23 protein-coding genes are annotated in these 24,645 nt (G+C 60.5%); 10 read left to right on the top strand and 13 right to left on the bottom strand.

Annotated features, from left to right (window positions below):
- The first annotated feature begins 93 nt into the window (after positions 1 to 93).
- The 3 genes from ACTG2J_RS09890 (at position 94) to ACTG2J_RS09880 (ending at position 3,275) form a co-directional block, all read left to right on the top strand.
- Positions 94 to 1,737 (top strand): hypothetical protein, encoded by a 1,644-nt coding sequence (locus tag ACTG2J_RS09890; RefSeq protein ID WP_439988699.1) that lies wholly within the window; start codon positions 94 to 96, stop codon positions 1,735 to 1,737.
- 144 nt (positions 1,738 to 1,881) lie between these two features.
- Positions 1,882 to 2,385, top strand: coding sequence for a M48 family metallopeptidase (locus tag ACTG2J_RS09885; RefSeq protein ID WP_005333421.1), 504 nt, complete (start codon positions 1,882 to 1,884; stop codon positions 2,383 to 2,385).
- A gap of 26 nt (positions 2,386 to 2,411) precedes the next feature.
- Positions 2,412 to 3,275 (top strand): DUF2927 domain-containing protein, encoded by an 864-nt coding sequence (locus tag ACTG2J_RS09880; protein ID WP_113739986.1) that lies wholly within the window; start codon positions 2,412 to 2,414, stop codon positions 3,273 to 3,275.
- Positions 3,276 to 3,451: 176 nt separating this feature from the next.
- Here the strand turns inward: ACTG2J_RS09880 and ACTG2J_RS09875 are convergent, their stop codons facing one another.
- Both ACTG2J_RS09875 and ACTG2J_RS09870 read right to left on the bottom strand, forming a co-directional pair.
- Complete coding sequence (locus ACTG2J_RS09875) at positions 3,452 to 3,703, bottom strand: DinI family protein (protein ID WP_005333426.1); 252 nt, start codon at positions 3,701 to 3,703, stop codon at positions 3,452 to 3,454.
- Between the two features lie 74 nt (positions 3,704 to 3,777).
- Positions 3,778 to 6,204, bottom strand: coding sequence for a DNA polymerase II (locus ACTG2J_RS09870; protein WP_439997446.1), 2,427 nt, complete (start codon positions 6,202 to 6,204; stop codon positions 3,778 to 3,780).
- A 166-nt stretch (positions 6,205 to 6,370) separates the two neighbouring features.
- On the opposite strand from ACTG2J_RS09870, the gene ACTG2J_RS09865 reads away from it, so the two are divergent.
- The 3 genes from ACTG2J_RS09865 to ACTG2J_RS09855 all read left to right on the top strand — a co-directional run bounded on the left by ACTG2J_RS09865 (position 6,371) and on the right by ACTG2J_RS09855 (position 8,888).
- Complete coding sequence (locus ACTG2J_RS09865; protein ID WP_201989508.1) at positions 6,371 to 6,865, top strand: prolyl-tRNA synthetase associated domain-containing protein; 495 nt, start codon at positions 6,371 to 6,373, stop codon at positions 6,863 to 6,865.
- Between the two features lie 263 nt (positions 6,866 to 7,128).
- Entirely contained in the window at positions 7,129 to 8,367 is a 1,239-nt protein-coding gene (locus ACTG2J_RS09860; protein ID WP_113739983.1) for a GGDEF domain-containing protein, read from the top strand.
- Entirely contained in the window at positions 8,364 to 8,888 is a 525-nt protein-coding gene (locus tag ACTG2J_RS09855; RefSeq protein WP_113739982.1) for a GNAT family N-acetyltransferase, read from the top strand. Before ACTG2J_RS09860 ends, ACTG2J_RS09855 begins: the two co-directional genes overlap by 4 nt.
- Positions 8,889 to 8,948: 60 nt before the next feature.
- On the opposite strand, the gene ACTG2J_RS09850 is transcribed toward ACTG2J_RS09855, so the two are convergent.
- The 4 genes from ACTG2J_RS09850 to ACTG2J_RS09835 form a co-directional block, all read right to left on the bottom strand.
- Positions 8,949 to 9,809: a PA4780 family RIO1-like protein kinase gene (locus ACTG2J_RS09850; RefSeq protein WP_021231339.1), complete on the bottom strand. Its 861-nt coding sequence runs from the start codon at positions 9,807 to 9,809 to the stop codon at positions 8,949 to 8,951.
- Between the two features lie 195 nt (positions 9,810 to 10,004).
- Positions 10,005 to 11,000, bottom strand: a complete 996-nt coding sequence (locus ACTG2J_RS09845) for an LpxL/LpxP family acyltransferase (RefSeq protein ID WP_064338069.1) — start codon at positions 10,998 to 11,000, stop codon at positions 10,005 to 10,007.
- 150 nt (positions 11,001 to 11,150) lie between these two features.
- Positions 11,151 to 12,140, bottom strand: coding sequence for a lauroyl-Kdo(2)-lipid IV(A) myristoyltransferase (gene lpxM, locus ACTG2J_RS09840; protein ID WP_274160456.1), 990 nt, complete (start codon positions 12,138 to 12,140; stop codon positions 11,151 to 11,153).
- Between the two features lie 255 nt (positions 12,141 to 12,395).
- On the bottom strand, positions 12,396 to 13,388 hold the full coding sequence (locus tag ACTG2J_RS09835) for a TDT family transporter (protein ID WP_005352390.1): 993 nt from the start codon (positions 13,386 to 13,388) through the stop codon (positions 12,396 to 12,398).
- A gap of 102 nt (positions 13,389 to 13,490) precedes the next feature.
- On the opposite strand from ACTG2J_RS09835, the gene ACTG2J_RS09830 reads away from it, so the two are divergent.
- The gene (locus tag ACTG2J_RS09830) at positions 13,491 to 14,396 is read left to right on the top strand and encodes a LysR substrate-binding domain-containing protein (RefSeq protein ID WP_439997445.1); all 906 of its coding nucleotides are present in this window, start codon (positions 13,491 to 13,493) and stop codon (positions 14,394 to 14,396) included.
- Positions 14,397 to 14,491: 95 nt separating this feature from the next.
- Here ACTG2J_RS09830 and nfo read toward each other — a convergent pair whose 3' ends face one another.
- The 5 genes from nfo to ACTG2J_RS09805 form a co-directional block, all read right to left on the bottom strand.
- A complete protein-coding gene (gene nfo, locus ACTG2J_RS09825; protein WP_439997444.1) occupies positions 14,492 to 15,334 on the bottom strand; it encodes a deoxyribonuclease IV in 843 nt (280 codons plus the stop codon).
- 317 nt (positions 15,335 to 15,651) lie between these two features.
- Positions 15,652 to 15,981: a YbaB/EbfC family nucleoid-associated protein gene (locus tag ACTG2J_RS09820; RefSeq protein WP_005333445.1), complete on the bottom strand. Its 330-nt coding sequence runs from the start codon at positions 15,979 to 15,981 to the stop codon at positions 15,652 to 15,654.
- A gap of 114 nt (positions 15,982 to 16,095) precedes the next feature.
- Positions 16,096 to 18,636, bottom strand: coding sequence for a DNA polymerase III subunit gamma/tau (gene dnaX, locus ACTG2J_RS09815; RefSeq protein ID WP_439997443.1), 2,541 nt, complete (start codon positions 18,634 to 18,636; stop codon positions 16,096 to 16,098).
- Positions 18,637 to 18,808: 172 nt separating this feature from the next.
- Positions 18,809 to 19,354: an adenine phosphoribosyltransferase gene (apt, locus tag ACTG2J_RS09810; RefSeq protein ID WP_005352403.1), complete on the bottom strand. Its 546-nt coding sequence runs from the start codon at positions 19,352 to 19,354 to the stop codon at positions 18,809 to 18,811.
- A gap of 134 nt (positions 19,355 to 19,488) precedes the next feature.
- Positions 19,489 to 19,866, bottom strand: coding sequence for a YbaN family protein (locus tag ACTG2J_RS09805; RefSeq protein WP_019445809.1), 378 nt, complete (start codon positions 19,864 to 19,866; stop codon positions 19,489 to 19,491).
- A gap of 123 nt (positions 19,867 to 19,989) precedes the next feature.
- Between ACTG2J_RS09805 and dusC the strand changes: the two genes are divergently transcribed.
- The 3 genes from dusC to ACTG2J_RS09790 all read left to right on the top strand — a co-directional run bounded on the left by dusC (position 19,990) and on the right by ACTG2J_RS09790 (position 22,281).
- Positions 19,990 to 20,934 carry a tRNA dihydrouridine(16) synthase DusC gene (dusC, locus tag ACTG2J_RS09800; protein ID WP_058056895.1) on the top strand — a complete coding sequence of 315 codons (945 nt, stop codon included), beginning with the start codon at positions 19,990 to 19,992 and terminating at the stop codon, positions 20,932 to 20,934.
- 97 nt (positions 20,935 to 21,031) lie between these two features.
- Positions 21,032 to 21,400: a TraR/DksA family transcriptional regulator gene (locus ACTG2J_RS09795; RefSeq protein ID WP_005333451.1), complete on the top strand. Its 369-nt coding sequence runs from the start codon at positions 21,032 to 21,034 to the stop codon at positions 21,398 to 21,400.
- Between the two features lie 161 nt (positions 21,401 to 21,561).
- Positions 21,562 to 22,281: a substrate-binding periplasmic protein gene (locus tag ACTG2J_RS09790; RefSeq protein WP_439997442.1), complete on the top strand. Its 720-nt coding sequence runs from the start codon at positions 21,562 to 21,564 to the stop codon at positions 22,279 to 22,281.
- Between the two features lie 117 nt (positions 22,282 to 22,398).
- Here ACTG2J_RS09790 and yjjG read toward each other — a convergent pair whose 3' ends face one another.
- On the bottom strand, positions 22,399 to 23,079 hold the full coding sequence (gene yjjG / locus ACTG2J_RS09785) for a pyrimidine 5'-nucleotidase (RefSeq protein ID WP_439997441.1): 681 nt from the start codon (positions 23,077 to 23,079) through the stop codon (positions 22,399 to 22,401).
- Between the two features lie 14 nt (positions 23,080 to 23,093).
- Positions 23,094 to 24,593 carry a M17 family metallopeptidase gene (locus ACTG2J_RS09780; protein ID WP_439997907.1) on the bottom strand — a complete coding sequence of 500 codons (1,500 nt, stop codon included), beginning with the start codon at positions 24,591 to 24,593 and terminating at the stop codon, positions 23,094 to 23,096.
- Between the last annotated feature and the right edge of the window lie 52 nt (positions 24,594 to 24,645).

Below are 24,645 nucleotides of genomic sequence, written 5' to 3'. Positions count from 1 at the left end.
TTTGCCCCACACGGGCCCGCCCCATTGCATCGCACTCACTAGCTCGGCAAGATAGGCCCGCTTTCAAGACCAGCTGCAGGAACAGGCGACTTCATGAATCACTCCATCCGTTTCACTCCCCCTCGCGTCAACCCGGGTATCAAGCCAGCCATCGTGCTGCTGACCGCCCTGCTGGCGCTGCTCTTCTGTCTGCGCAACCCGCTCTTCCACGCCATGGCGCCGGGCTTTGATGCCTCGCTGTTCGCGGTGATGGGCAAGATGTGGAGCGAAGGGGGCGTGCTCTATCGCGACATGATCGACATCAAGGGGCCGATGATCTTCGCTCTCGACGCGCTGGGTTATCGAATGGGGGGATTTGTCGGGATCTGGACACTGGAGTGGGTGCTCTGCTGGCTCGGATTGCTGGCCAGCTGGCAGGCCTTTGCCCAGCTCGGACTCTCGTTCAAGGCGCGCCTTGGCGCCATGCTGGCGGTGCTGGCTCTCTACGGCACCCGTTACTACTACGGCAACATGACCGAGGACTGGACCTTCCACCTCGCCCTCATCGCCCAGTGTGCATTCATTACCCTGCTGCTGGACAAGGGATTTCGCTGGTGGCCGGCACTGGTGGCGGCACTCACCTTCGCCATCGTCGCCTGGATGCGCACCAACAACGGCGCCTTCTGGGGGGCCTGGTATCTGGTGCTGTTCTGCCACTGGTGCCTGCACGAAAAGTGGCGTGATGCCATCTTGCTGCTCATCTCCAGCCTGCTGGGGCTGGCGCTGATTGGCGGCCCGCTTTACGCCTACTTCCAGCAGCATGATCTGCTGGCGGCCTTCAAATACTACGCCTTCGACATCTTCTTCGAGGGGAGCTACGGCAACGGCTTCTCTCCCATGGTGGGCGCCGTCGGCCTGCTGCGCACAGGCCTTGTGATGCTGCTGCCCGCCTTCATCATTCTGATGCTGAGCCGCCGTCAGGAGTGGTATCTGCCCGCCCTGCTGGCAACCCTGTTTGGGGTACTGTTCACCCTGATCGCCAACTCGGTCTCCGGCCATGTGTTCGATCACTACGACGTGCTCTATCTGCAACTGGCGGTGCTGCCGCTGGCGGTATTGCTGGATCGCAGCGAACAGCAGGCAGATGCCATCGGGCTGCTTTGCATCTCGCTGGTGGTGCTCACCGCCAGCTGGCTGCTGGCCCAGCAGCTCGCCTTTGGCTGGAGCACCAAGGAGTGGTCCCTCGAGCGGGTCAACGAGGTGCTCGGTACCAGCCTGCTGTGGGCGCTGCCGGTGCTGATCCTCATCCCCCTCTGGCGCGCCTGGGATGTGCGCAGTGCCACCCCCTGGCTGGCAACGCTGGCCATGCTGCTGCTGATGATCAACAACGCCTGGGAAGGCACCCTCAAGGGTCGCCCTTTCAATCCGGCCGCGCAGGTACGGGTCGATCGCATCAAAGCCGAGACAGTCCCGAGCGACAAGATCTGGGTCGATGGCATCCAGCCGCAATATTATCTCTGGACCGATCGCCAGCCGGCGTCCGCCTACCTCTTCTTTGCCAACGTCAATCCGCCCTATGACGTGCGCGAGCGAGTGCTGGCCGATATCCAGCGCCAGAATCCGAAGTTCATCATCGCCAAGCCGGATCGGGTGAGCGAGGAGCTGAAAAAACCGAGCACCCCTTCCCATCTCGCCTTCTATCAATACCTGACCAGCCACTACGAAGAGGTGGATCCGGGTCTCTATCGCCGACGCTGATCGTCAATACGCCCCGCAGGGCGGCCATTGTTGCAATGGCCGCCCTTTTTCTTGCGCCAGAACCCCTTGCAGCAGCGGCCCGCAGTAGGCAAGCCCGCCCGAGATAACTACAATGACGCTCTTTTTGATGTAACGAGTGACACCATGGCGGAACTGACTTATCTGGGCGGCTATCCCGACCCTCTCAAGGCACAGGTACAGCAGCTGATTGCGGCAGGCAAGCTGGGGGAGATGCTGGCCAAACGCTATCCGGAAAGCCACCAGATCCAGAGCGACAAGGCGCTGCTCGCCTACACCATGGAGCTGAAGAACCGCTACCTCAAGAGCTCGGCGCCCCTGTCAAAGGTGGTGTTCGATGGCAAGATCAACGTGATCAAGGATGCCCTCGGCCTGCACACCTACGTCAGCCGGGTACAGGGCAGCAAGCTCAAGGCCAAGAACGAGATCCGCATCGCCGCCCTGTTCAAGGAGGCACCGCCCCCGTTCCTGAAAATGATCGTGGTGCACGAGCTGGCCCATATCAAAGAGAAGGATCACAACAAGAGCTTCTACCAGCTCTGCCAGCACATGGAGCCCGACTATCATCAACTGGAGTTTGATCTCAGGCTCTGGCTCACCTGGCGCGATATCGACAAGGCCAACCGCTAGGCTGACAACCGTTTCAGGGAGGAAACATGTCATTTGCCGCAACCCCCTTTGGTGCCACCCGCTTTATTGCCACTTTGGTAATGGCCAACTTGGGCTGCGCTGCCCGTCCCCGCTGCTCGTCACACGGGCTGCTGGCGCTGCTGCTTTTGCTCGCGGGCCACAGCGCCCGGGCCGATGAGCGCTGGCAGAGCAACAGCTATCTGGTCGAGAGCTTTATGGCCATCGCCATGGAGCGGGAGTATGGCGAAGCCAGGCAGACCCGTTTTGCCCGCTGGCAGCAGCCGATCCGGCTGCAACTTATCAACGAGTCGGGTGACAAGCCGCTGCAGGCCGACGTGGTGAAGGTACAGGCAGCCCATCTGGCCCGTATCACCGGCCACCCCATCAGCATGGTGTCCGCAAAGCCCAACCTCACCCTGATCATGACCGACTACAGCAAGATGAAGAGCTGGGCCAACCGCACCATGGGGGGGGATCCATCGGTCAAGATGGCGCTCAAGGAGGGGCTCTGCCTTGCCAACTTCGCAACCAATGCGAAACACGAGATCAGCCGTGCCACCATCATCATTCCGGTAGACTACAGCCGGGCCAAGGGACGCTTTCTCGACTGCGTGGTGGAGGAGTTCACCCAGGTGATGGGGCTGCCCAACGACTCGGACAAGGTGTTTCCCTCCATCTTCAATGACAACAGCATCGACAGCTTTTTGACCGGGCTGGACTATGTGCTGCTCAAAATGGCCTATCACCCGGCCCTCAAAGCCGGAATGAGCAGTGACGAGATCCGCACCGCACTGCCCATTGCGCTGGCCGACCTGCGCGCCAAAGGGGAGATCCGCGAAGCCAACCGCCGGGTGCAGCAGCAGAGCCTGAAAAGCTGGGCGGGGTTGTAACGGGCATGGCTCAACCCAGAGCCAGACAAGCCACCGCGAACCTCTCACCACCCACAAAAAACGCAGCCACCTGGCTGCGTTTTTGTTGTCCGAGGATCGGCGGATCATTCGCGGGCATGCCCGTTTATCAGCTACCCATTTATCCAACGCCCGAGTTATCCACTGACAGTGCGGGATCAAGAGGCGACATTCTCTTCCGGCATCCAGCTCTCGGCGTTCTCCCACACCTCCTGCACCATGGCTTCGGCCAGCTCTTTATCTTCCTTGCTGGCACGGCTGACGGTCAGAGCCATGGCACTGCCTGGCGCGACCCGCACATGGATGTCGGGAAATTTTTCGCCAAGCTGCTTGAGCAGCTCCTGACGTAGCGCCTCCATGGTCGAGGTCGGGATCTGATGTTTTCTGTCGATGATGATTTCAAGACGCATAGGAAACTTCTCCATGATTTATAACTGTATTTTTATCCAGTATTCATGGGAAGTAAAGTGCCAACTTGCACCAATCAGAAAAGATCCAGCTGCTGACCGCAGATCCGGTCGAACGACTCGCCGATAAAGGGCAGGATGGCATCGGCAATGGGCCGCAACTGCTTGTCTATGTAGTGTTCGTAATCGATGGCGCTGCGCCTGTATTCCAGCGGCTCTGGGCCATTGAGGGTCATCAGATAGGCGATGGCGCCCCGATGCTGATAGCGCTGGGGCAGACCGCGGCGCAGGTTCTCCTCATCGGCCAGCCGCGCTGCCCGCACATGGGGCGGCACATTCTTCTGATACTCTTCGAGCTTCTGGCGTAGCCGTTTGCGGTAGATGAGCAGATCGTCGTGACGACCGGCCCGAGTCTCATCCACCATGGTGCGCACATAGCCGCTGGGATCTTCATCGTGAAACACCAGTTCATAGAGGCGGGTCTGAAACTGCTTGGCCAGCATGGTCCAGTCGGTGCGCACCGATTCGAGCCCCTTGAATACCAGCTGTTCACTCCCCTCACTGGCTTTGCCAACCAGCCCCGCATAGCGCTTCTTGCTGCCCTTCTCCAGCCCGCGGATGGTGGGCATCAGAAAGCGGCGATAGTGGGTCTCGTACTGGATCTCCAGATAGCTCGGCAGGTCGAACTCGCGCCTGATCAGTGCAGCCCAGTTATCGTTGATCATTTTAGCCAGTCGCTGGCCAATCTCGTCCGCCTCATCGGGGCTGGTCTCGCGCCCCAGATGGACAAAGGTGGAGTCGGTGTCACCATAGATCACCTCGAACCCCTTATCTTCTATCCACTCGCGGGTCTGCTGCATGATGCTGTGGCCACGCAGGGTAATGGACGAGGCTAGGCGCGGATCATAGAAACGGCAGCCCCCCGACCCCAGCACGCCGTAGAAGGAGTTCATGATGATCTTGATGGCCTGGGAGAGTGCCTTGTTGCTGGCGGCCTTGGCTCTGTCCCTCGCCGCCCACAGGGTGGCGATGAGTTCCGGCAAGAAGTGCCGCTCGCGGGAGAACATGGCGCCGCGAAAGCCGGGAATGGCGTGCTCGGGATGCTGCAGCCCTTCGATAAGTCCCATGGGGTCGATGCAGAAGGTGCGGATGATGCTGGGATAGAGGCTCTTGAAATCGAGCACCAGCACATGGCGATAGAGACCGGGTTTGGAGTCCATCACATAACCGCCGGGGCTTGCCAACCCACCGTCGGCCGGCAGATTGGGGGCCACGTAGCCGCCACGATGGAGCCGCGGCAGATAGAGGTTGGTAAAGGCCGCCACCGAGCCCCCTACCCTGTCCAGCTCAAGGCCAGTGAGGGAGGCTCGCTCAATGGCAAACGGGATAAGGTGGCAGTAGTCGAAGATCTCCCACACCAGCTTGCAATCTTCCAGGTTGTAGCGGGCGAGCGCCTCCTTGTCGGAGTGGAACAGCTCGGTGATCTTCTCCCCCCGATTGGCCACATCCTCGATATCCTTGCCACGGCCGAGCAGTTCGCTCGCCACCGCATCCAGGCTGTAGCTGGCAAACTGCCAGGTGGCGCTTTTGAGGGTATCGATGCCATCCAGCACCATGCGCCCGGGGATAATGACGTTGCCAGTCTGGGGATCGCCCCGTGACGAGCGCCAGAAGCAGAGCTCGCGCCCCCGCCCGAGCCGCAGTCGCCGCTTGTTGAGCTCGGCACGGCGGAGCAGCAGGCGAAAGTCAAAATTGACCACGTTCCAGCCAATCACCAGATCGGGGTCATGCAGGCTGAACCAGCTCTCCAGCGCACTCAGCAGGGCGCTCTCGTCCGCCACCCACTGGACCTGGGTGCCCCAGCTCTCGGCATCCGCCTCCGGGGTGCCGATCATGATGACCCGCGCATCCTGTTCGCTGTAAAGACCGACCGAGAAGAGGGCCCCGTCCATGGCGCACTCCACATCCAGCGACACCCAGGAGAGGGTCGGCGTCACCGCCTGCGGCGCGCAGCGCGCCTCGTTCACCTCCCAGTATCCCTGCTTGCCCCCCTTCTTCACCGCCCGGCCATCGAAGCGTACGCCAGCTGTGATGAAACGCTCCATCAGAAAACGCTCCGGCAGCCGGATATCCGCCTCGAAGTGCTCCAGCCCGCGAATGAGTAACAGCTCGATGGCGCGGTGAAAGGCGCTCAGGGTGGCGAAATAGCAGCCCACCACGGGGCGACCGTCGAAGGTATGCATCGGCAGGCGGCGAAACCGCCCGCTCACCCCGGCCCCCTTGAACAGCTCGGCGGCTTCTGCCATATGGTTCTGTGGCAAAAAGAACACCGGCTCCTGCCCCGGCACCACCACTCGCACCGGCCCCTGCGCGCTCCAGAGCCACATCACGATTTCGGTGGTGGCGGCGTGCCCGTTGCGGCCGCGCACGTCCCGACCGTGACGGGTCAGGATAAAACCGTCGAGGGGCGGAGTGGCGGGTACGGTGGGCTGGGTTGCAGTCATGAAGCGTAAAGGGGCTGTCCGAGAATGGGACTATTGTACGTTCATACAGTGCCTGCTCGCAATCGTCACGCTGGCTGCGAGGCGGGAGTCAAACTGGTAAGCTCGATCCGGCCGTTATTCCCGCCCATCCCGTTCTGACCACTCTTCGCCGACGAAAGGAGTCTTTGTGGCAATTTATTCCCTGCTGGATCAGCTGGCGATCCCCTACCAGCGTGTCGATCATCCCCCCGTATTTACCTGTGAGGAGGCGAGCAAGCTGCTGCCCGACCTGCCCGCCGCCAAGACCAAGAACCTCTTTTTGCGCGATCCGAAAAGCGAACGGCTGTTTCTGGTGGTGAGTCCGGAGGATCGCCGGGTCGATCTCAAGGCGCTGGCAGCCATGCTCGGCGTCAAGCGGCTGAGCTTTGGCTCCCCCGAGCGGCTCGATGCGGTGCTCGGCCTTACCCCGGGCTCGGTGACCCTGCTCGCCATGGTGCGCGACAGGGAAAAAGCGGTAGAGCTGGTGGTGGACGAGGCCATCTGGCAAGCCGAACAGATGCAGTGCCATCCGCTGGTCAACACCGCTACCCTGATCATCCGCCTCGACGACGTGCGCCGTCTGCTGACCCATCTGGGCCGGGAGGCCACCGTCATGCGCTTGCCTGCTACAACCTGCGATTAGCACAACGTCTGGCGGTTGGGTTCACCCTGCCGCCAACACAACCACCTTTCACGCAGCGAAATTGACTGACAAGACAATAAAATGGCTCCTTGTGCGCTGATAAATCGAGTCAGCAATTGCCATTGTGCAAGAAGTCGGAGGTGAGCACATTCGGCCATTTAACCCATTGATAATAGGTTGGATTCATGTTGTGATCGGCCACTGCCAGCGGGCGATACCCCATCGCCTGTTCGTTCACAGGTGACTTCCCAGAGAGCCCCTTGATGCCAAGTCTGTTTTCCTCAGCCCAGTTGTTGAGTCTGGTACTGTTCGTCACGCTGTCACATGTGGGGGTCGCCACCATTTTCGCCGCCATGTGGCACACCCATCGCCAGATCAGGGCATTGATCTACTGGTCAGCGGGGGAACTGGTTATCGCGGGGGCTTTTTGCTGCCTGCTGCTGCGCCCCCTTGAAGGAAATGCATCCCTTGCCAATATTCTCTGCACCAACCTGCTGTTGATGTCGACCACCCTGCTCTATGAACGGGGTATGCGCCACTTCTTTCGCCGTGAAGCCGACCAACTGGGCTGGCTGCTGCCCGCCGTTACCCTCGGCGGTTTCGTCCTGTTTGCCCTGACCGCCCTGCAGCAACCCCTCTTTGATGTGCATAGCCGGATCATCGTGCTCTCCGGCGTGCTCTCGCTGCAGATTGCGCTGCTTATCTGGCAGCTCTGGCGCTACCAGCGGCGGGCCCCCGTCTATCGGGTGCTGCGCTTTGCCATTCTGCTGCTCGGCCTGCAACTGCTGTTGCAACTGCTGCGGATCGCCAAACATCTCTGGCAGCCGGAGCTGGCGGCCAACTCCTTCACCGACCCGCTGCTCGGGCCTGTGATCCTGCTCAGCCTGCTCTTTACCATCGCCCGCAGTTATCTGCTGCTGAGCCTGGTCCACACCCGCCAGCAGCAAGCCCTGCTGGCCACCCAGCGCAAGCTGGAGCGGCGCGCCAATCAGGATGAGCTGACCGGCCTGTTCAGCCGCCACTATTTCGAGCGCCAGGTGGCCCTGCGTGCCCGCGAGATGGCTAGCCCTAGCCAGCTGCTGCTGATCGATCTGGACAACTTCAAACAGATCAACGACCGCCACGGCCACCCCGCCGGTGATGCCATGCTGCGGGCCGTGGGTCGGGTGATCGCCAATACCCTGCCTGCCGAGGGCATGGCCGGTCGGCTTGGCGGCGATGAGCTGGCCCTGCTGCTGATGGCGGACCCGCAGACCCTGCCCGACTACTGTCACAGCCTGCAACAGCAGATCGCCGAGGCGACCCGGGCGCTGGCCGGTGGCCCCATCAGCCTCAGCATCGGCCTCACCTCGCTACACCCTGACGAGGGGTTTGAAGCGGCCTATCTGCGCGCGGATCGGGCCCTTTACGCCGCCAAACAGGCTGGAAGGCAACGGGCCTGCGTACAGGAGCTCCACCACAACGAGCCGCAACCGCTGCCGCCCTGCGCGCTCCTGTCATGAGCAAAGTGCTCGCTCTGCAATGCCGACCGGCCAGGCTGGCAGATGCTCCGGCTTACCGGCGCTATGTCACCGAATGCGCCAAAGACGGACAGCCGCTCTATCAGGTGGCGCAATTTGACCCGGACGGCTGGCTACAGAGCCTGCTGGATCACGCAGAAGCGCGCAACTTGCCCAGTGGATACCTGCCGACCACCACCTATTTTGCCCTCGATGGCGAGGAGATCATCGCCACCCTGCGTCTTCGTCACGGTGACAATGAGGCAACCCGCCAGTGGCTGGGTCATATCGGTTACGAAACCCGCCCCTCTCGCCGTGGCGAAGGGGCCGCGACCGTGCTGCTGCGCTGGGTGCAACAACAGGTGCTGGCAGCGCCGGTGCTGATCAGCTGCGGCGAAGATAATCTGGCTTCCCGCAAGGTCATTACGGCCGCCGGGGGCGTGTTGCTGGGGAGGCGCTTCCATCCGGGGGATCGCAACTGGCTGGAGATGTATCAGCTAGCCCCCTGCCCCAGCCGACCATAGCCGCAGCAGCAATAAAAAGAGCGCCCCGAAGGCGCTCTTTTTGCGAACGTGGCAAGACCGTTAGTAGCTGTCTTCCTGCTCCGCCTTCATCCGGGCCTGACGGGCATAGGCCTCCTCTTCGGCGCTCTCAATCTCCTGCAGCACCGAATCGAGATCGATGGCGGCGCGGCTCTCTTCAAAGTGACCGGTCAGCTCGCTATCGGGGGTGAGTTTGCCATCTTCAAACAGCGCCCACATCTCCTGGGCATAACGGGTCTTGAGCAGCTCGGGGGCATACATGCCGTAGTAGTTGCGCATATTGTTGACGTCCCGCTCCAGCATCGCCTTGGCCTGGTTGTTGGCGGCGGCATCCACCACCTGGGGCAGGTCGATAATGACGGGGCCCTGTTCATCCACCAGCACATTGAACTCCGAGAGATCACCGTGGATAAGACCGGCGCAGAGCATCCGCACCACGTAACGGATCACCTTGGCATGGTCGATGACCGCCTGCTCGGGGGTAAGCGCCACATCGTTGAGGCGCGGCGCGACATTGCCATCCTCATCGGTGATAAGTTCCATCAAGAGGACGCCATCGAGGCAGACATAAGGCTGCGGCACCCGCACACCGGCCGCCGCCAGCTTGAACAGGGCGTCGACCTCGGTGTTCTGCCACACCTCTTCATGCTGTTTGCGGCCGTACTTGGAGCCCTTCTCCATGGCGCGAGCGCTGCGGCTGTTACGCACCTTGCGCCCCTCCTGATAGACCACGGCCTGCTTGAAGCTGCGCTTGGACGCCTCTTTATAGACTTTGGCGCAGCGGATCTCGTCGCCGCAGCGCACCACATAGACGTCGGCCTCTTTGCCGCTCATCAACCGGCTGACGACCTCATCGACCAGGCCGTCATCAACCAGAGGTTGGATTCGATTTGGAATTTTCATGGCCGCCCTTTTACCCTATTTCCGCTCTCGAAGATAGCTCCGCGCACGCTCACCTGCCTCTCCCTTTCATAAGACACCCTGTTATCCCCTGTTTGCGCTGTTTTTGTCCACCCGTTCGCCTTAAAAACCACCAGCAGCAGACCAAATACGAAAGGCGCCTGTGCCAACAAAAATGGCCCGCAAGCGGGCCAATTTTCAAGGTTCGGGCGGCAAGCCCTGACGAATACGCTGGATCCCCGCTTCATAAAGGCCGTCATCCCCCTCCTGATGCTCCAGGGTTTCGAAGATCTTGAGAAACCACATGTACTGCTCGGGATGGCGCGCCACCTGCATCTCCACCACCCGGTTCATGGCGTTGACGTCTGCCAGCAGATCGGCGGTGGGATAAGGGTCAAACGGCGGCTCGATCTCCAGCAGATAGCATCCCTCATCCTCGTCATAGCTGGCGAAGATGGGCACGGCCCTAGCGCCAGTCAGCTTCACCAGCTTGGGCAGCGCGGGCAGGGTTGCCTTGGGGCGACCAAAAAAGGGAACAAACACGCTCGCCTCGCGGCCGTGATCCTGATCTGGCAGGTAGAAGAAACTGGCACCAGCGCGGATCGACTTGATCGCAGGCTTGATCCCGGCGCTGCGCTCATAGACCTTGCCCCCTTTGGCCCGCTCGCGGTTGATGTACCAGTCGAACACCTGATCTTTCGGGCTCTTCATCATGGTGCACATCTCGATGCCCATCATGGAGAAGTAGCGGCCAATCATGTCGACCGCCCAGGTATGAGGCACCACCAGGATCACCGGGCGGCCTGCAGCCTGCTCCGCTTGCACATGCTCCCAGCCGGTGACCTTGATGCGGCGGGTCAGCCGCGCCTTGCTGCGCCAGCTGAGCTCGCCAAAGCCCATAAAGGTCTTGAGCCCGACCCGGATCGATTTGAGCAGCAGCGCCTGCCGTGCAGCGGCATCCAGCTCGGGAAAGCAGATCTTGAGGTTGGTATCGGCGATATAGGCCTGCTTTTTCGAAAAACGCAGCAGGGTCGGCGAAACCAGATCGGCAAAGCGATCCCTCAATCTCGCGGGGGTAAATGCCAGCAGGGAGAGCAGGCCCAGCGCGCACCAGCTGCCCCACCATTTGGGATGCAGCAGGCGGCTATGAAATGAGGTATCAAATACCGGATCTAACGCAGACATGGCGGCCATCAAGTCATCAAAAACAAACGGTTATTGTAGTTATCCTGACATTTTTTTCTACCCTGGGGAGGCTGGCCATCAGCCTGCAAGGCACTGATCAGACTAGTTATCATAAAAAATGGCCCACCTGGGGCCATTTCAATCAATCCAAATTCTGGGTCAGCCGTGGGGCGACAATCCCTTGCGGATCCGCTGGATCCCCGCCTCGTAAAGGCCATCCGGCCCCTCCTGATCCTGACGGGTATCGAAGATCTTGAGGAACCACATGTACTGGCCCGGATGGCGCATCAGCTGCTGTTGCACCATGTCGTTCATGCGACAGGTATCGGCCATCACATCCTCGGTGGGATAGTTGTCGAACGGTGCCTCAATCTCCAGCCGGTAGCAGTGGTTCGCTTCGTCATAGCAGGCGAGCAGCGGCACCGCCTTGGCACCGCTGACCTGCACCAGACGGGGCAAGGCAGGCAGGGTCGCTTTGGGATAGCCAAAGAATGGGGCGAAGATGCTCTTCTCGCGGCCATGATCCTGATCCGGCAGATAGAAGAAGCTGCGACCGCTCTTGATGGTCCTGATCACTGCCTTGATCCCGGCGCTGCGCTCATAGACGCGGCAACCGTTCTTGGCTCGTGCACGGTTGAGGTGCCAGTCAAACACCGGATTGCGCGCCCGCTTCATCATGGTGCACATGGGCACCCCGCGCTGGGTGAAGCAGTAACCGGCGGCATCCACCGGCCAGGTATGGGGTACTACCAGGATCACCGGACGGCCGGCCGCCCGCTCCGCCTCGATATGCTCCCAACCGATCACCTGCATCCGGCTCATCAGATAACGCTGACTGCGCATGGTGAACTCGCCAAATCCCAACAGACTCTTGAGGCCGACCCGGATCGAGGTCAGTGCAATGGCATCCCGCTCTTCCGGGCTCTTGTCCGGGAAGCAGATCTCCAGATTGGTTCTGGCGATATAGATCTGTTTTTTCGAGATACGAAACACCAGCGGTGCCAAGGCTTCGGCCAAACGGTCGCGCAATCGCACCGGCACAAAGGCGAGCAGCATCAGCACGCCGAGCGCCAGCCAGCTGAACCAGTAGCGGGGATGCAGAAAACGGGCTTCAAAAGAGGAGTCAAATACGGGATCTTGGGACGACATGTATTGGGGTCGAGCGAAAAAGTGGTGCTGCATTGTAGTCGTCCTGACAGGTAATACCAGTTAAATCCATGGCAAATAGCCCGCCACGGGCGCCACATCAAAAAACCATAAAAAAATGCCCCGCACCGCGGGGCATTTTGCTCGTTACACAACCAGGGTGGAGGCTCTTTGTCCATCCATAGTATGACTGGTCGTTTATCCCGTCGCTCTCGGAGCGCACTGCTTATCCATTTCCCGATGTCACATCATCAAGATTTATCGGTGAGCACCCTGGCGGGCCATGCCGTTATTCATTTCGGTATTACGCTGCGGCAGAAAAAACATCAGGTAACGCAGTGCCACATACCCGACGATCACGGTAGCCACCCCCAGCTCGAAGTGGGCCAGCAGTCTGATCTGCTCGACGTAGTGACTCCCTTGCGCAAACCCTTCAACCAGATGAGCCACTTTGAACAGGGCGGTGGCACCGATCACCAGCGGGAAGGTGAAGGCGGCATAACCCGGCGAGAAGGGCAGACGCAGCAGTTTGATGAAGGCCAGATAGATGATGCCGGTCATCAGGATGGCAATCCCCAGCAGCACGGCCACCAGCAGCAGTGACGGCTCCTGGCTGACGGTCAGGTAACCGGCCAGAGAGAGGCTGGCAGGAGCAGCCAGAATGGCGATGGTCGGTTTGGCGGCATCCGGCACTTCATGGCTGAAGATCAGGCGATAGAGCATCAGCGGCAGCATCAGGCCGTAGCAGATGATCCCGAACCAGAGCAGGCCGTTGGCCAGCGGGGCAAACTGACCACCCGGGAAGGCGACGTCAGCCACGATGATCCCCACCGGCGGCACGAACCAGCTCGGCACCATGTGGTGGATTTCAAACTCTTTGGCGCGATGCCAGATAAAAGTGGCCAGGAACAGCAGGTGAACAGCTACGGCAAACAGCCAGAGGGCCTCGCCCGCTTGCGGCGCAATCATACCGAGCGCTTTGGAGACCACCATGGTCCCCATGGCATAGGTCGGTACCACACTGCCGACTACGGGGTGAGCGAGATCCTGCAACAGCAGGCGGGGGTGAAGCAGAAACTTGAAGGTCAGGATCACCAGCAGCACGGCAGCAATGGCAGCGCCCAGCAGTTGCATCCGGCCATCGAAGTGACCGGCATTTTCCCAACACCAACCAAGGCTGGCGATGCCCAGCGCCAGACCCGCCATGGGGGTTGGGGCGGCAGCCAGTGATTTACGGGTTCTTGCGATCATGATGACACCTTTCTATTGATGACTATGGCGATAGGATAATGGTCCCTTATCGTTTACGATATCTAAATGAATTAAATCAATCATTCAGGAAAACCAAACACGATGAAACTGACCCTGCAGCAGCTGAAAGTGTTCGCCACCATTGCCCGTTATGGAAACCTTGGCCTTGCCGCCAACGAGCTCTGCCTGAGCAAGGGGGCCGTCTCCCAGTCGCTGCAGGAGCTGGAGCGCCAGCTCTCTACCCCGCTGTTTGACCGCATTCACCCCAGATTGCAGCTCAACAACGAGGGGCGCCTGCTGCAACCGGCCGCCGAAGAGCTGCTGACCCGGATGCAGGATATCGAGAACCTGTTCAGCCCCGATGCCGAGCCGAGCGGCCAGCTGCGCTTTGGTGCCAGCCAGACCATCGGCAACTACCTGCTCCCCACCCTGCTCGCCAGCAGTAAACAGGAGCTGGGGCTCCCCCCCAAGGTGACCATCAACAACACTCACCTGCTCTGCCATGCGCTGGCCAACTTCGAGCTGGATATGGCACTGATCGAGGGGGAGAACCACCACCCCGACCTGCTCGCCGAACCCTGGCTGCAGGACGAGATGCTGGTGGTGGCCCCACCCGGTCACCCGCTTGCCAACAAGAAGGAGCTATCCCTCTCCCGACTGGGGGGCGAGACCTGGGTATTGCGTGAAGCGCAATCGGGCAGCCGCGAGCAGTTTATCCAGCAGATCCAGCCCGAGCTGCCCCGCTGGCAACCAGGGCTTGAACTCAACACCCTGGAGGCGGTGATGCTGGCGGTGGAGAAGGGGCTTGGCATCTCCTTTATCTCCCGGCTGGCAGCCTCGGATCGCCTGGCAGATGGGCGGCTGATCGCCCTGCCCCTCTCCCGGCGCTTCCCGCGCCAGCTCTCCCTTATCTGGCACAAGCAGAAGTACCACTCCACCTCCCTGCGCCACTTTATCCACTTCTGCCGGGCTCAGGTGAAGGATTCCGAGGTGAGCCGCGCAGGGTAACGCCCGCTCGGAGCGCCGCTGGCAGACCCGCCCGCCAATGACGGAAAAAGCAGAGAGGGAGCCACGGCTCCCTCTCTTTGATTCGCTTCTGAGTATCACTGCGCCAGACTGCGCAACCAGCTGATCTCCTCGCCCCAGATGGACTCGTCTATGGTCTCGAGGATCAGCGGAACGCGATCGAAGCGATCATCATTCATGATGTGGTGGAATACTGCCTCCCCCAGATTGCCCTCCCGCAAGCTGTGGTGGCGATCGACCCGGCTACCGAAAGTGCACTTGGCGCCGTTGATATGCATCCCCTTGAGATAATGAAAACCCACCGTGCGGTCGAACTCGGCAAAGACAGTGGCACAGCTCTCGGTGGTGCGCAGATCATAACCTGCGGCAAAGGCGTGGCAGGTATCGAAACAGATCCCGACCCGGCTCTTGTCCTCCACCCCCTCGATGATGGTGGCGAGGTGCTCGAACGACCAGCCGAGGTTGGTCCCCTGCCCGGCGGTATTCTCGATCACCGCCGTCACCCCTTCACTGCGCTCCAGCGCCCAGTTGATGGACTCGCTCACCAGCTTGAGGCTGGCAGCCTCTGGGATCTGCTTGAGATGGCTACCGGGGTGGAAGTTCAGATAGCAAAGCCCCAGCTGCTCGCAGCGCTTCATCTCGTCGAGAAACGCATCGCGGGATTTGGCCAGACCATCGGGATCCGGGTGGCCCAGATTGATGAGATAGCTGTCGTGGGGCAGGATCTGCTCCGGCAGAAAACCGGCCTTGTCACAGGCCGCCTTGAAGGCGCGGATGGTGGCATCCGACAAGGGGGCGGCCTGCCACTGACGTTGATTCTTGGTAAAGAGGGCAAACGCGTTGGCCCCGATGGCCTGGGCGCGGGCGATGGTATTCTCCACCCCGCCGGCCGCACTGACGTGGGCTCCGATATATTTCATACAATCTCCTCAATACGGCAAGCCGCCATTATGCCGCTCCCGCCCGGCCACGCCAAACCGGGATATCCGATAGCGGGTATCGACAAATAGTGCCGCCTATACAAGGCGCTGCGTTTCATGGCGTAATCGGCCTTCGCTGTGGCAACCTCTCCCCAGAAGGGATAGTTAGAGCCCGCCCGCGCCAGCATGGCGCCCATAAAAAAACGCAGCGTATCGCCTGAGCAATAACGCTGCGTCTTTGGGTCTCTCGGCCGTCCCCCTTGCCGTGACCCGAATGGCCAGCGACAAGGGAGCAAGAATGCGCGGGGAGAGTCGCCTTAGAACGGCATCTTGAAGCCTGGCGGCAGTTGCATGCCACCGGTCAGCTCGCCCATCTTGGCCTTGTTCTGCTCTTCCACACGACGCACGGCATCGTTACAAGCGGCGGCAACCAGATCTTCCAGCAGCTCCTTGTCATCTTCCATCAGGGAGGGGTCGATCTCGATGCGACGGACGCTGTGGCTACCGGTCATGGTGACCTTGACCATGCCAGCACCGGCTTCACCGGTCACTTCCATCTGAGCCAGCTGCTCCTGCGCCTTCTGCATACGCTCTTGCATCTGTTGGGCCTGTTTCATCAGGTTCCCCATTCCACCTTTACCAAACATATGTCGTCTCTCGTCTTGAAATCCGGCATCCAGCGCCGGGCTGTGGGCTTGTCTGTCCTAGATGGGGACAGCCAAACTGCTTTTCAACCGGAAGCAAGCTCCCGGCCACGGAATTTAGCGGTTGAGGGGCTCGATACTCTCGTGATGGAGCACGGCACCAAACCGCTGAACTAAAAACTGCACGTTGGGATCCTGCTCCAGATCCCGGGTCACCTGCTCGCGCACCCCGAGATAGAGGCGATGCTCGATCTCGAGGGGGGTCTCCTGGTCAGGCACCACACCGAGCGTCACCTCGACCTGCACCGGTTGCCCCAGCGCTGGCCCGATGATCTCGGCCAGGTCGGCGCGCGCCTTGTCGCTCACCAGATGGCGCTGCTCGGGCTTGAGGGTTAGCAGTACCTTGTCCCCTTCCCGCGTCATCACCGAGTTGATGGCCAGCTGGCGCAGCCGCCCACCCACCTGAGTGTGGGCGATCAACTCGGCCCAAGGGTCGCCGCAACCATTGAGCAGCGAGGAGGGAATAAGGCGGGTCGCCTCCCCCTCTTGCGGCTCGCTGTCGCTTTCGAGCTCATCCCAGTCGATGGTCTCCATCACTGGCTGAGGGGGTTCATCCTGCGTCACAAGGGCAGCAGCCACTGCCGTGGTGGCAACGGGCGGCTGGGTCGCAGGGGCTGACGTCACCGCAGGCGCCGCAGCACTGCGTTCACCGGGTCGATAGCTCGGCTGCCCGTCGAGATCCCAAGGTGGCAGATCGGTTGGCTGGGCCGGTGCCGTGACAGGGGCGTGGCTCATCACCTGAGTCTGCCCGGCAAATCCCTGATTGAGGTACTCTTCGTAATCGCCGTTATCACCCTGCGGCTCGTAACCATCGCCATAGAGATCCACTGGCGGCAGATCATCATAGTGACCCATCGCCGCCATCCCCTGCCCGGCCGATTGGCTGACCGGAGCAGGTTGTTGGGTGACGGCCGGTGCAGCAGCGGGCGCGACAGGACGAGCTGGCGTAACCGGCACCGCGCGCGGCGCGGGCGCCGCCGGGGCATCCTGACCACGCTGGCGGCTGCGCAGCATGTTTCGCTTGCCAAGCAGGCTCTGCATGCTCGATACCGCAGACACGGCTTCAGGTGCGGCAACCGGCTCGGTTGTCGGTTCGAGCGCGGGCTCGAAGGGGGCGGTCAGCGGCTCGCTACGGGAATAGTCCATATCGGCTGCGGAAGGTGCTCGATCATCAGCATCAGCGGATTGTTCGGCTGAGTGCGCAGACACATCGGGCTGCACATGGGGTAACGCGGGCTCGGGTTGATACCCCATGCCTGCGGCTTCGCGCAGCAGCTCATCCTGCTGGCTGAACAGCTCGGCGGCTTGCGCCTCCTCCTCTCTGTCAGCGGGGTTGCCAATGTCATCCGTCATCGCAGGCGGGGAGACATTAACCGCGGGCACGGCGCCGCTGATCGGTGCCAGTGTGGCCGATTCAGCGGCCGGGGGCTTTCCCGGCAAGGAGGCTACCGGAGTGGTATTGCTCGTCATTGACGGGGGCAGCGCAGTGAGGCTGGCCGGATGCAGGGCATCACGCCTTGGGGAGAAGGCGAGCATCCGCAGGCAGGTCATCTCCAGCGCGGTGCGGCCATCGGGGGCCCAGGGCAGATCTTTACGGCCACCCAGCACGATCTGGTAGCAGAGCTGCACCTCTTCCGGGCTCATCGCCTTGGCCAGTTGCAGCAGGGAATCGGCATCCGCCCCCTGCTCCTGCACACTGGCAGGCAGCAGTTGCGCCATGGCGATGCGATGGAGCAAACCTTCCAGCTCGGCGTGGAGCTGATCAAAATCGGGGCCCAGGGTGGCGATCTCGGTGATCTTGGCCATAGTCGCGGGGGCATCTTGCCGCAAAATGCCTTCCAGCAGCTGGTGCAGATGGCGGTGATCGAGCGTGCCCAGCATCGCCAACACGCTGTCGAGGCGCACGCTGCCATTGCCGTGGGCCAGCGCCTGATCGGTCAGGCTCAGGGCATCGCGCATACTGCCGTCAGCGGCTTTGGCCAGGGCCAGCAGGGCGCGTGGCTCGAAGGGCTGCCCCTCCTGATCCAGCACCCATTCGAGCTGCTTGGCGATCTGGGTCTGATCCAGACTCTTCAGATGAAACTGCAGACAGCGCGAGAGGATGGTAATGGGCAGCTTCTGCGGATCCGTGGTGGCCAGCAGAAACTTCACATAGGGAGGCGGCTCTTCTAGGGTTTTCAGCAGCGCGTTGAAGCTGTGGCGCGACAACATGTGCACTTCATCGATGAGGTAGACCTTGAAGCGGCCACGGGCCGGGCGGTACTGCACGTTGTCGAGCAGCTCGCGGGTATCTTCCACCTTGGTGCGGGACGCCGCGTCAATCTCCAGCAAGTCGACAAAGTTGCCCTGATCGATCTCGCGGCAGGTATCACAGACACCGCACGGGTGGCTGCTGATCCCCTGCTCGCAGTTGAGGCTCTTGGCCAGAATACGGGCGATGGTGGTCTTGCCGACCCCGCGGGTACCGCTCAGCAGATAGGCGTGATGCAGCCGTCCCTGATCCAGGGCGTTGGTCAAGGCGGTCAGCACATGTTGCTGGCCTACCACTTGTTCAAACGTATGGGGGCGCCATTTACGCGCCAGAACCTGATAGCTCATAAATCCATCATGCAGGGAAGACAAGGCATTGAGGCCGGATGCTAACACAAATGGCGGGCTGGCTGTATCGGCTATCGGTCAGAGCGGGAGGGATCGCTTGATTTTCAAACCGATGCCCGCAAGGGCACCGGTTCAACGCAGGCCCGATGCAGAGGATCGGGCCGAAGAGGCATTACTCGCCGGCCAGCTCGACCAGTGAGACCACCTTGATGCCAGCGGCAGTCAGGCGGGCATCGCCACCCAGAGACGGCAGGGAGATGATGAAGGCCGCATCGGCCACTTCACCACCTGCGCGGCGGATCAGCTTGACGGTCGCATCGACGGTACCACCGGTCGCCAGCAGATCGTCCACGACCAGCACCTTGTCACCGGGCACGATGGCATCGGTGTGCAGTTGCAGGGTGTCGGTGCCGTACTCGAGGGCATAGGACTCCTCGATCACTTCGCGCGGCAGCTTGCCCGGCTTGCGGACCGGCACGAAGCCCAGCCCCATGGCATAGGCAACCGGCGCGCCAAAGATGAAGCCGCGGGCTTCGGTGCCAACAATCTTGGTGATTCCTTGATCACGATAATGATTGGCCAGCAGATCGATGGTGGCCTTGAAGGCCTCAGCGTTTTCGATCAGGCTGGTGATGTCACGAAACAGAATACCCGGCTTCGGATAGTCGGGAATGGTCTTGATGCTTGCTTCGATAAATTTCAGGGTTTCCGGATTCATGTGTTGACCGCTTATTTTTTTGACCCAGGGGTGGCCATTTTTTCTCAATTCCCTTCTGCGGGAAATAAAAAAGCCTGTCACGCAAAAATGACAGGCCGACTCCATAGCATTATTGCTGCAATAGCTTAGGGACTTCACTTCGCCATTGCAACTGGCTCCAGCACTGGCAGACGCATTAACCAGGTGAGCAGGATCACCATTATGACAACCAGCAACCCCTTTACCCACAGCAGTGGCACCACCGCCAGTGACACCGAAAAGGTGAGCAAAATGAAGATAATGGCGCGCCGTCTGGCCTGGCGACGAATACCGCGATATTGCTGCCAATCCACGATGGGCGGGCCAAACCAGGGATGGGTCAGCAACCAGCGATGAAAACGGGGCGATGAGCGGGCAAACAGGGCGGCAGCCAGCAACATGAAGGGGGTAGTCGGCAAGAGCGGCAGCACAATGCCCACTATACCAGTGGCAAATGCCAGCCACCCGAGCGCCATCAGACACCAACGCTTCATTCCTTCTCCTTGCGTGATTTATCTCCCTCTAGCCTAACAGAGTTTGAGCGGGTGCTGACAGCGGGCCGCAACCCCACTACAATCTGCGCTCTTTTTTCTTGCCACTCTCGTCGGAAAGCCGTTATGCGCGTTATTTTGGCCCCCATGCAGGGGGTACTGGATCACCTGATGCGGGAGGTACTCACCTCCGTCAATGATTACGATCTCTGCGTGAGCGAGTTTATCCGGGTCGTCGATCAGCTGCTACCCGCCAAGGTGTTCTACCGCCTCTGCCCTGAACTGCTGCAAGATGGCAAAACCCGCGCAGGCACCCCGGTGCGGGTACAACTGCTGGGGCAACACCCCGAGTGGCTGGCCGAGAACGCCGTGCGCGCCATCGAGCTGGGCTCCCCCGGCGTTGATCTCAACTTCGGCTGTCCCGCCCCTACGGTCAACAAGAGCAAGGGCGGTGCGGTGCTGCTCAAAGAGCCCGAGACCATCTACCGCATCGTCAAGGCGGTACGCGAGGCGGTACCTACCCACCTGCCGGTGAGCGCCAAAATTCGCCTCGGTTACGACGACAAGGATCTCTATCTGGAGAACGCTCAGGCGGTCTTCCAGGGGGGCGCCAACGAGCTGGCCGTTCATGCGCGCACCAAGCGCGAAGGGTACAAGGCCCCCGCCCACTGGGAATATGTGGACGCCATTCGCCGCGCCCTGCCCATCCCCGTCACCGCCAACGGCGAGATTTGGGATCACAAAGATGCCCTCGCCTGCGCCAGGGTCTCGGGTTGCGATGCCCTGATGGTCGGGCGCGGCGCCATCTCCCTGCCCAATCTGGCCAACGTGATGAAAACCGGCTGCCCGCACATGAGCTGGGCCGAGGTGCTGCAGTTGATGGTGAGCTATACCGAGCAGGATCTGGCCAGCGAAAAAGCCGACTACTACCCCAGCCGCATCAAACAGTGGTTCAGCTATCTCAAGCGGGAATATCCCGAAGCGGATCTGCTGTTTCAGGAGATCCGGGTGCTCAAAGAGACGGATCCGATCCGCGATGCCCTGCTGCAAGCAGCCAAAAGCCACGGCTAACCACGTTTAACTTGACGCATATCATCTTGATAGAGTTATCGGATCCCTATACTGCCCCGAATATGTCGTCTGTCCTGTGGGGGATAATGTGTGTGAAATGACGCAAGCACAGTTGACTGTCTGGCGTAATCGCCTGCTGTCAGACTGGGCCCAAGTACGAGAAACGCTGATCGGTCAGCTCAAAGCCTGCCGCCGTGACGAGTGGGCCGAACAGGTCGGTCACTGCGAGCAAGATCAACTGGTGGAACTGACCAGCCGGCTGGATCTGCCGAAGGTTGAGCAGAGCGTGGCCCGCCTCAAGCGGATCGACGCGGCACTCTGCCAGATGGATCTTGGCCTCTATGGCCTCTGCTCCGATTGTGAAGAACCGCTTTCCATCGAACAGCTGGAACAGGATCCGACCCTGCAACGCTGCCCGCGCTGTGAAACCCGTTACCGCAAGGGATTCCACGCCCACGAACTGTGAGGGATGCACATCTGTGCATCCGCTCAACCCTCAGCACTGGTTACTCCGTCGTTCCTGTCCAATACTCAACCGTATCAGCCTGTTCGAGGGTATGCGTTGTGTACAGACTCTTGTTGTTATGGTGTTTGTGTTGCCAGGCTACGGCACAGGAGTCATTGGTCGTGGGCTGGGTCGACTGGCAGCCCTTCAGTTATCGCAATGAACAGCAACAGCTCCGCGGACTGGATGTGGAGCTGCTCAACGCCATCTTCCTGCGGGCCGGTTATCAGGCCAGATTCAGTGAAATGCCCTGGGCTCGCGTGCTGCACGAGCTGAAATTCGGCACGGTTCAACTGGCCATGTCAGCCAATATCACCGCCGAGCGGCAGCAATATGCCCGCTTCAGCCACCCCTATCGGGAAGAGGAGACGGCCATCGTCATCCGTCGGCAAGATGCCGATCGCTGGCGCGGGATTACCACCCTGGAGCAGTTGATCAACACCCCCGACTTCCATATCGGGGTGCTCAAGGGCTTTGATTACGGCAATACCTTCCGCCAGTTGATGGCAAGGCCCGAGCTGCAGCCCCGTTTGCAGATGCGCTTGCGGCTGGATCAGTTGCTGAAGATGTTGCAAGGGGGACGGATCCAGGGGTTTATTCTGGATCCCCACGGACTGCAGGAGTGGCAGGGTAAGGATGGCGTGCAGGACAAGCTGTATATTCTGCTGCATATCGAACAGACACCGGTTCACCTGATGCTTAGCAAAGAGAGCACCACTGAGGCGCAACTGCAGCGGATCAATCAGGCTATCGATCAATTGAAACAGAGTCCAGACTATCAGCAGATCCTCGATCGCTACCAGTTCAGATCCCTGCATTCACAGGAAAACACTCATAAGTAAGGGGAGCATATGCTCCCCTTGCAGTCTCAAGCAAACCCAATCCTGTCTCAAACAGCCCTGGTTGCAACTTGCCAGGACGTTTTGGTCACCGATAACGTGATGGATTACTTCTGCCTGTCAGCGTCCCAGCACAATGTCGGCAAGGTGGGCGAAGTGGTGGATTTCGTGGGTGGCATCGCACTCGCCCGCTTGCCGCGCCGGGTTGTACCAGCAGGTTGCCAGCCCCTGCGCCGCCGCCCCGGCAATATCGGTTTTCGGGTTATCCCCCACCATCAGCACCCGGGCCGGATCTGGCTGCCCCATCAGGGAGAGGGTGTGCTGGAAAATAGCTGGCGCCGGCTTGGTCACCCGGATCTCGTCGGAGATCACCAGCGGCTCGAACCACTCGCTCCAGCCCAGTTTGCCGAGCCGCCCCCGCTGGGGCACGCTGAAACCATTGGTGATGATCCCCATCCGCACCTTGCTGCGCAGCTGCTGCAGGGTCTCGACCACCCCTTCAAGAGGTATGCTAAGGGCAATGATCTGCTCCAGAAAGGTGTTGTTCATCTCCATGGGATCGGCGGCAACCTGCTGGGCAAAGAGGGAGAAGCGGGTCTGCTGCAACGCCGTTGCATCGATCTCGCCGTCGTTGTACTGCTGCCAGAGCCCGTGATTGAGGGCGTGGTACTGCGCCATGCTGGCGTCATCAGCCTGTACGCCATAGATCTGCAGGGTGTGCGTCAGCGCAGAGGCGACCGGAAAATCGAGCAGGGTTTCATCCAAATCGAACAGCACCCAGTCATAGCTTGGTTGTTTCACAGAACTCCTTGTTATCATTCAGATTGTTCAGAGGCTTGGCGACCAACTCTGCCAAGCGGGCTGGCCAGCAGATCCAGCGTGAGGCGCACGCCAAAGCCGGTCACTTCGCTGGAGACTACCCCATTGCCCCCCTTGTTGCGAAAACCGCTCAGGTCGAAGTGCAGCCAGGGGGTCTGCTCTGGCACGAAGTGGGCGAGGAAACGGGCCGCATCAATGTGATCCGGCGAACTGCCCGGTGCACACTGCAACAAATCGGCCCACTCGCTCTCGATGTTGTCGTCGTAATCGTCATCAAGCGGGAAGGGCCAGATCCGCTCACCGCTGCGCTGACCCAGATTGACCAGCGATGTAATCCATTCGCTGCGATTGGTAAAGACGCCGCTGTAGCGGCTACCCAGCGCCCGTTTGCAGGCCCCGGTCAGGGTTGCGTAATCGAGCAGCAGATCTGGGGTATCCTGCACCGCCATCGCCAGGGTGTCGGCCAATACCATTCGCCCTTCGGCATCGGTATCGACCACCTCGATGGAGGTGCCATTGATGGCAGTCACCACCTCGCCGGGGCGATAGGCGTGAGGGCCGATATGGTTCTCGGCAATGGCCAGCCAGCAGTGTACCTCGTAGGGTAGCTGAGCTCGGCTGATAGCGTAGAGGGCCCCCAGCGCCACCGCGCTGCCCCCCATGTCCAGATGCATGCCATACATGCTGCCGGAGACCTTGAGGTTGTAACCGCCAGAGTCGTGGCAGATCCCCTTGCCCACCAACGCAATGCGGCGCACCGGCTTGGGTGGATAGTAGCTGAGCTTGACCATGGCCCCCTGATTGTCTTCCGAGCCACGAGCAACGGCCAGAAACGCCCCCGCCCCCAACTCGGCCAGCTGTGCCTGATCATAGTGATGGCACTGCCACCCCTCATCTTGCGCCAGCTTGCTGACAAACTCGCGATAGCTGGCGGCCGTCAGCTCGGAGGCAGGCAACACCGCCAGATGGCGAGCCAGCCCGTTGCCCCCCGCTTCGCTGTAAAGGCGTGCCAAGTCCAGCACCACTGCGGGTGAAACCTTGATCTGCTGATAGCTCCAGCTGCTTTCACTGCGGCGCTTGCTGGTGGGCAACGAAATATTGGCGGCAAGCAGGGCTGACAACATCACTTCGGCCAGCATCACTCGCTCGGAGGGGGAAAAACCTTCCAGATGCAGCCCGAGCCGCTCCACATTGAGCCCAGAAAGAGGAGCAATCCAGCCTCTGATCTGTTTATAGAGGCGGTGATCCCGCGTCACACTGCCGGCCACAAACATCACCTGCAACAGGGTATTGCCATGCATCAGGGTAAAGGGCGCTTTTTTCCCCAGCGCAAGCTGGGTCTGGAGACCCGCAAGGGCGGGGAGCGAAAGCAAGGACTCCTTCTGCTCTTCGGCGATCAGCAGCAGTTGCAACGGCAGCCCTTGGGCAAGGGCTTCGGCCAGCGTGGCATCCCGGCTTTCAATAGCAGGAGGAAGATAGGTGAAGGGAGTGATCACAGGCGCGTGCCTCATCCATGAAGAGATACCTGATGATACCCAACAAATGGTT

This window comes from Aeromonas sp. 6P, assembly GCF_051919525.1.
Taxonomy (GTDB): Bacteria; Pseudomonadota; Gammaproteobacteria; order Enterobacterales; family Aeromonadaceae; genus Aeromonas; species Aeromonas veronii.
This window is presented reverse-complemented; position numbering and strand designations above follow the sequence as displayed.